Origin of the sequence: Bacillus sp. 17RED48, from assembly GCF_019837545.1 — a bacterium.
Taxonomy (GTDB): Bacteria; Bacillota; Bacilli; order Bacillales; family Bacillaceae_G; genus Bacillus_A; species Bacillus_A wiedmannii.
This window is the reverse complement of sequence record NZ_JADAXG010000017.1, coordinates 41915-48219: the sequence shown is the minus strand read 5'-3', so window position 1 is coordinate 48219 and position 6305 is coordinate 41915. Positions and strand designations below refer to the sequence as shown.

At 37.3% G+C, this 6305-nt stretch carries 8 protein-coding genes; all 8 read right to left on the bottom strand.

Annotated features, from left to right (window positions below):
• Positions 1–300: 300 nt before the first annotated feature.
• The 8 genes from lysS to pabA all read right to left on the bottom strand — a co-directional run bounded on the left by lysS (position 301) and on the right by pabA (position 6300).
• The gene (lysS, locus tag ILT06_RS30980) at positions 301–1800 is read right to left on the bottom strand and encodes a lysine--tRNA ligase (protein WP_000369672.1); all 1500 of its coding nucleotides are present in this window, start codon (positions 1798–1800) and stop codon (positions 301–303) included.
• 159 nt (positions 1801–1959) lie between these two features.
• Entirely contained in the window at positions 1960–2958 is a 999-nt protein-coding gene (gene dusB / locus ILT06_RS30975; protein ID WP_064475169.1) for a tRNA dihydrouridine synthase DusB, read from the bottom strand.
• Between the two features lie 23 nt (positions 2959–2981).
• On the bottom strand, positions 2982–3185 hold the full coding sequence (locus tag ILT06_RS30970) for a helix-turn-helix domain-containing protein (protein ID WP_000387029.1): 204 nt from the start codon (positions 3183–3185) through the stop codon (positions 2982–2984).
• A complete protein-coding gene (gene folK / locus ILT06_RS30965; protein WP_064475167.1) occupies positions 3137–3652 on the bottom strand; it encodes a 2-amino-4-hydroxy-6-hydroxymethyldihydropteridine diphosphokinase in 516 nt (171 codons plus the stop codon). Before folK ends, ILT06_RS30970 begins: the two co-directional genes overlap by 49 nt.
• Entirely contained in the window at positions 3649–4011 is a 363-nt protein-coding gene (folB, locus tag ILT06_RS30960; protein ID WP_064475166.1) for a dihydroneopterin aldolase, read from the bottom strand. The genes folK and folB overlap by 4 nt, the downstream gene beginning before the upstream one ends.
• Complete coding sequence (folP, locus tag ILT06_RS30955; RefSeq protein WP_142315072.1) at positions 4012–4872, bottom strand: dihydropteroate synthase; 861 nt, start codon at positions 4870–4872, stop codon at positions 4012–4014. It abuts the gene before it with no gap.
• Positions 4862–5719: an aminodeoxychorismate lyase gene (gene pabC / locus ILT06_RS30950; RefSeq protein WP_088047082.1), complete on the bottom strand. Its 858-nt coding sequence runs from the start codon at positions 5717–5719 to the stop codon at positions 4862–4864. Before pabC ends, folP begins: the two co-directional genes overlap by 11 nt.
• Positions 5713–6300, bottom strand: coding sequence for an aminodeoxychorismate/anthranilate synthase component II (pabA, locus tag ILT06_RS30945; protein WP_064475163.1), 588 nt, complete (start codon positions 6298–6300; stop codon positions 5713–5715). Before pabA ends, pabC begins: the two co-directional genes overlap by 7 nt.
• Positions 6301–6305: the final 5 nt, after the last annotated feature.

Genomic DNA, 6305 nt, shown 5'->3' with positions numbered 1-6305 from the left:
TCGTCTGCCGCTCAGAAGCGACTTTATTAATATAACATTTCGTTATATTTTCGTCAACAACTTTTTTCAATAAGTTGTTTTTCGTTTGTTTTGCTTGTTACCTTTCGTGGCAACGAATATAAATATACCAGTTTGATTATTAAAATGCAATAGTTTTTCTAATAAAATTTTCAACTTAGTAAAAAAGTATAAAAACAGCACATTTCTTCTATATAAATATAATTTCTCGCACCATCAAGAACTACTATCCCCACGTAGCTCATACTCAAATAAAAAAAGCTTTGGAGAAATCTCCAAAGCTTAGTCTTGTTTATGACGCATAGCAGGGAATAATAATACATCACGAATAGATGGTGCATTCGTTAACAACATAACAAGACGATCAATACCAATTCCTAGTCCACCTGTAGGAGGCATACCGTACTCAAGAGCTTCAATATAATCATCATCCATCATGTGAGCTTCATCATTACCTTGTTCGCGTTCTTTTAATTGCGCTTCAAAACGTTCTTTTTGATCAATCGGATCATTTAGCTCAGTAAATGCATTTGCATGTTCACGTGCAACGATAAATAATTCGAAACGATCTGTGAATCGTGGATCTTCGTCATTCTTTTTCGCAAGTGGCGAAATTTCTACCGGATGACCGTAAATAAATGTTGGTTGGATTAATTTATCTTCTACTTTTTGTTCGAAGAATTCGTTTATAATATGACCAACTTCCATCGTATCCTTAATACCTACATTATGTTCTTTTGCAAGTTCACGCGCTTCTTCTACACTCATTGGATTCCAGAAATCTGCTCCTGAATGTTCCTTGATTGCATCTACCATATGAAGACGTGTCCATTCTGGTTCTAGATTAATTTCATAATCACCATATTGGATTGTTGTTGTACCTAGTACTTGCTTCGCAATATGAGCAACCATATTTTCTGTTAGTTTCATAATATCTTTATAATCAGCATACGCTTCATATAATTCAATCATTGTAAACTCTGGATTATGACGAGTTGATACACCCTCATTACGGAATACACGACCGATTTCATAAACTTTTTCTAATCCACCCACAATAAGGCGTTTTAAATGAAGTTCAATTGCGATACGCATGTATAATTCCATATCTAACGCATTATGGTGCGTAATGAAAGGACGCGCAGAAGCTCCACCTGCAATTGCATGCATCATAGGTGTTTCCACTTCAAGATAACCATTGTCATCTAAGTATCTTCTCATTTCACGAATGATTTTACTGCGAGTAACGAATGTTTCACGGCTTTCCATACTTGTGATTAAGTCTAAGTAACGTTGACGGTAGCGTTGTTCAACATCTTTTAATCCATGATATTTATCCGGTAATGGACGAAGAGATTTCGTTAATAGTGTAAAGCCCGTTGCTTTCACCGAAAGTTCTCCAACGTTCGTTTTGAACACTTTACCTTCAATACCTACTAAATCACCTAAATCTGCTGTTTTAAATAATTCGTACTCTTCATCTCCAACAGCATCTTTACGAACATAAATTTGAACTTGTCCATGTAAATCTTGAATATGTGCAAATCCAGCTTTTCCTTTACCGCGTTTTGTCATAATACGACCAGCGATAGAAACAGAGATTTCTTTCTCTTCTAATTCTTCTTTAGAGAACTCTCCATATAAGCTTAATAAGTCATTTGTTGCATTTGTACGTTCAAATCGTTTACCGAACGGATCGATTCCTTGCTCACGTAAGTTATGTAACTTTTCACGACGAACAAGCAATTGGTCGTTTAATTCTTCGTGGTTCATGTTATCCATGGTATTGATATCACTCCAGCTCTATTAATTTTTACAATATATACAGTATAGCATTTTCTACTCAACTAGAAAAACTGCCAGCAACTAGCTGGCAGTTCTTCTTTCTTTCACGTAATTATAGGAAGTGTATAGAAGAATGTCAATCTTCCCTATCTATTATTAACCAACGTGAATTGTTTGTTGTTTCGCTTCTACTTCTTCTACAAATGCACCTAATACATTCGCAAGGTCCTCACGCGTATTACAAGCATTGATACCATTACGTACAGTTGCATTACCACGAACACCCTTTAAATACCAAGCTGCATGCTTTCTCATCTCTCTTACAGCGACAATTTCGTTCTTTAAATCGATAAGACGATCTAGATGCAACATACATACGTCAATTTTCTCACGCACTGTCGGTTCCGGCATTAATTCACCTGTTTCCAAATACTTTACCGTACGATAAATCATCCACGGGTCCCCAAGGGCAGCACGACCAATCATAACACCGTCTACACCAATTTCATCAAGCATACGCTTTGCATCTTGTGGCGTTTCGACATCACCATTTCCGATAACCGGGATATTTACAGCTTGCTTTACTTGTTTAATAATATCCCAATCCGCTTTCCCTTCATACATTTGTACTCGTGTACGTCCATGAACTGCTACTGCTTGTCCGCCAGCACGCTCAACAGCTTTTGCATTCTCAATTGCAAAAATATGATCTGCATCCCAACCAATACGCATCTTAACTGTAACCGGCTTTTCAACAGCATCTACAACTGCCGCTACCATTTCATATATTTTATTTGGGTCTAAAAGCCACTTTGCTCCCGCATCACACTTAATGATTTTTGGTACTGGGCAACCCATATTAATATCAATAATGTCTGCTGTCGTATATTTATCTACGTATTTCGCAGCATCTACAAGAGTTTCTTTCTCTCCACCAAAAATTTGTAAACTTAATGGCTTTTCTCTTTCATCAATATATAACATATCTAATGTTCTTTTGTTATTAAGTAATATCGCTTTATCACTTACCATTTCAGCACAAACTAAACCTGCACCAAATTCTTTTACTGTCAAACGGAATGCAGAGTTACACACTCCCGCCATCGGTGCTAATACAACCGGGTTTTTCATCTCAATGTTTGCAATCTTTAACACTCGACTTACTCCTTCCTTCATAGTCACTTCGGCATTAATTCCTCCACTGAAACCTTTAATGCCTTAGCAACTTCCACTACAAAATCTTGGGAAGGCGATCGATTCCCTCTCTCAACTTCACCTAAAACAGATACAGATACCCCTAACTCTTTCGCAAAACCTTCTTGTGTATAACCTTTCAGCTTTCGAAAAGCACGAATGCGTCTTCCCCATTTTTCTGCTTCCATACCGTTACTCCCTCTCGCCTTTTCATTTCTTCTACTTGTGAACGTGAAATGTTTTGTTTTATATCTTGATTAATCTCTAACAACGGAACGATAACAAAAGCTCTTTCGAACATCCGCGGATGCGGAACAATAAGATTCTCTGCTTCAATATTCTCTTGATTATATAGTAAAATGTCAAGGTCGATGGTCCTCGGACCCCATCTAATTTCCCTTTTTCTTCCTAAATCATTCTCTACTCTTTGTGTAATTTTCAATAATTCTTGCGGTGATAAATTGGTAGAAATTTTTATAACTAAATTTAAAAAGCAACTTTGGTCAGTATAGCCAACTGGCTCTGTTTCATATATAGATGAAATATCGTTAACTTGGATATACGGGTTTTTGTTTAAAAACTGAATCGCTTCAGTTAAATACGTATAACGTTCTCCGATATTTGAACCTAATGCAATGTAAGCTATATTATTCATGGACGTTCTCTCGTAATTTCCACTGCTACAGCACGATAATGTCCAGGTATCGGCGGATCTGGTTTAATTACTTTAATTGTACAACGGAAAATACTCTCATATCGTTTCAATATATCTGCAGCAATATTTTCAGCGATACTCTCTACAAGCTTATACGTTCTATCTTCAACAACTTTTCTACATAACTCGAAAAGCTCTCCATAATTGACAGAATGCTCTAAGTCATCACTTTCTCCTGCCTGTTTCAAATCCAACTCCACCGTTAAGTCCACTTTAAATCTCTGACCCAATTTATTTTCCTCTGGGAATACACCATGATAACCGTAAAACTCCATATCATGAACATAAATTTTATCCAATTACTTTACCCCCTTACCAATCATCGCATCCATCATCTTAGCCATACGTGTCATTTCCTTCACATCATGAACACGAACAAACTCACAGCCCTTTTCAATGCCGAGACAAACGGTAGCTCCCGTTCCCTCAAGACGTTCCTCTACCGGTAAATCTAACACATGTCCAATAAAGGACTTTCTTGAAGTACCTAAGAGAACCGGATAACCCAGTACGTTTAACTGTTCTAAATTACGCATCGCTTCTAAATTTTGTTCAGGTGTTTTAGCAAAACCAATGCCTGGGTCTAAAATGATATTCTCATCTCGCACACCAGCACCTTTAGCAATTTTAATACTGTCATATAAATCAGCAATCATATCAGCCATTAAATTGCGGTAATTCATGTTATCGCGATTGTGCATCAAGATAATAGGTACATCGTAATGAGCTGCAACTTCAGCGATTTTTGGTTCCGCCTTCGCTCCCCAAACGTCATTAATAATATGAGCGCCAGCTTCGATTGCTTGTTTTGCAACTTCAGCTTTATACGTGTCGATAGAAATAGGCAATTTCACTTCTTTTGCAACCGCCTGAATCATCGGAACAACTCGCTTGATTTCTTCTTCCACTGATACTTTAGCAAAACCTGGGCGAGTAGATTCACCGCCGATATCAATAATATGAGCACCTTCATCTCGCATTTCTTTCGCATGGCGCACCGCAGCCTCTACCTCGTTGTAACTCCCACCATCGGAAAACGAATCTGGTGTTACATTTAAAATCCCCATAATTAAAGTTTTTTCATTTAAGTTCAATGTATATTCGCCGCAGCGCAAATCATAATCCCACTTCAAACTACACATCTCCTCTTCACAATTCATTTCTGCTCCACAATTTCTCTCTCTGCATTTCGTAAAGATTCATAAACCTTTTTGTAACCACACCTACTTTACCCGGGAAATCTCGCCCCTCTATATGATAAAGTGGAACAATTTCTTGAATCGAGTTTGTTACGAAAACTTCATCAGCGGAAAGTAATTCATCTTTTGTAAAGAAACCTTCCTTTACTTCGATGCCCAACCCTTCAGCAACCTTTATAATAAACGCACGAGTGATACCATTTAAAATCCCCGTTTTTAACGAAGGTGTATACAAAATATCACCTTTCACGAAAAAGAGATTCGAAACAATACCCTCTGCAACATAACCTGTTTCAGTAAGAAAAATACCTTCCTTATTCACAACATTTCCAATTTCACGTTTTCCTAAAATGTTATTTAAATAATGATGAGACTTTAAGCGAGACGCACCCTCTGGTGTATTTCGCACTTGCTTTAAAACAACCCCTTCTTTTTCTACTACATCTTCAGGGGCTGCTAAAGGTTTTATAAAAACAATAACAGACGGCTCTTCATACATTTTCGTTTGCAATCCAATTTCATCTATACCCGCTGATACATTAAAACGTACATATGCATGCTCTAATTCATTCTTAACGAGTAAATTCTTCAAAATAAGCAGTACTTCATCTTTCGTCATTGTCCATTTAATTTGCAATGTATCCAGCGCATCTATTAAACGGTCATAATGATCATCCAATAAGAAAGGATGACCATTATAAATACGAAACGTCTCAAAAACTCCAAGACCATATAAATAACCATGATCATAAGGAGAAATTCTCGCTTCACTTGCTTCTACATACTCACCATTTAAGTAAATTAACATGATGTCACACTTGGACTGTATTTACGAATGAAATTCTGCAACAACTCTTTTCCGTGGGAAGTCATAATTGATTCCGGATGGAACTGTACACCTTCAATCGGTAATGTCGTATGACGGAGCGCCATAATTTCCCCTTCTTCTGTCCAAGATGTTACCTCTAAGCAATCAGGTAACGTCTCTTTCTTAACGATAAGGGAATGATAACGTGTCGCAGTAAACGGATTAGGGATATCCGAAAAAATCGTCTTTCCGTCATGATGCATAAGCGACGTTTTCCCATGCATTAAGCGCTCCGCACGTATAACCTCTCCACCAAACACTTGTGCAATGGATTGATGTCCAAGACAAACCCCAAAAATCGGAATCTTTCCAGCAAAGTATTGAATAACCTCCATACTAATACCCGCTTCATTAGGACTACACGGACCTGGCGAAATCATTAAAAAGTCTGGTTTCATATTCTCAACATCTGAAATAGTCACTTCATCGTTACGTTTAACAACAAGCTCTTGTCCAAGTTCTCCAAGAAACTGCACTAAATTAAATGTAAAAGAATCATAATTATCAATCATTAATATCATTTCTC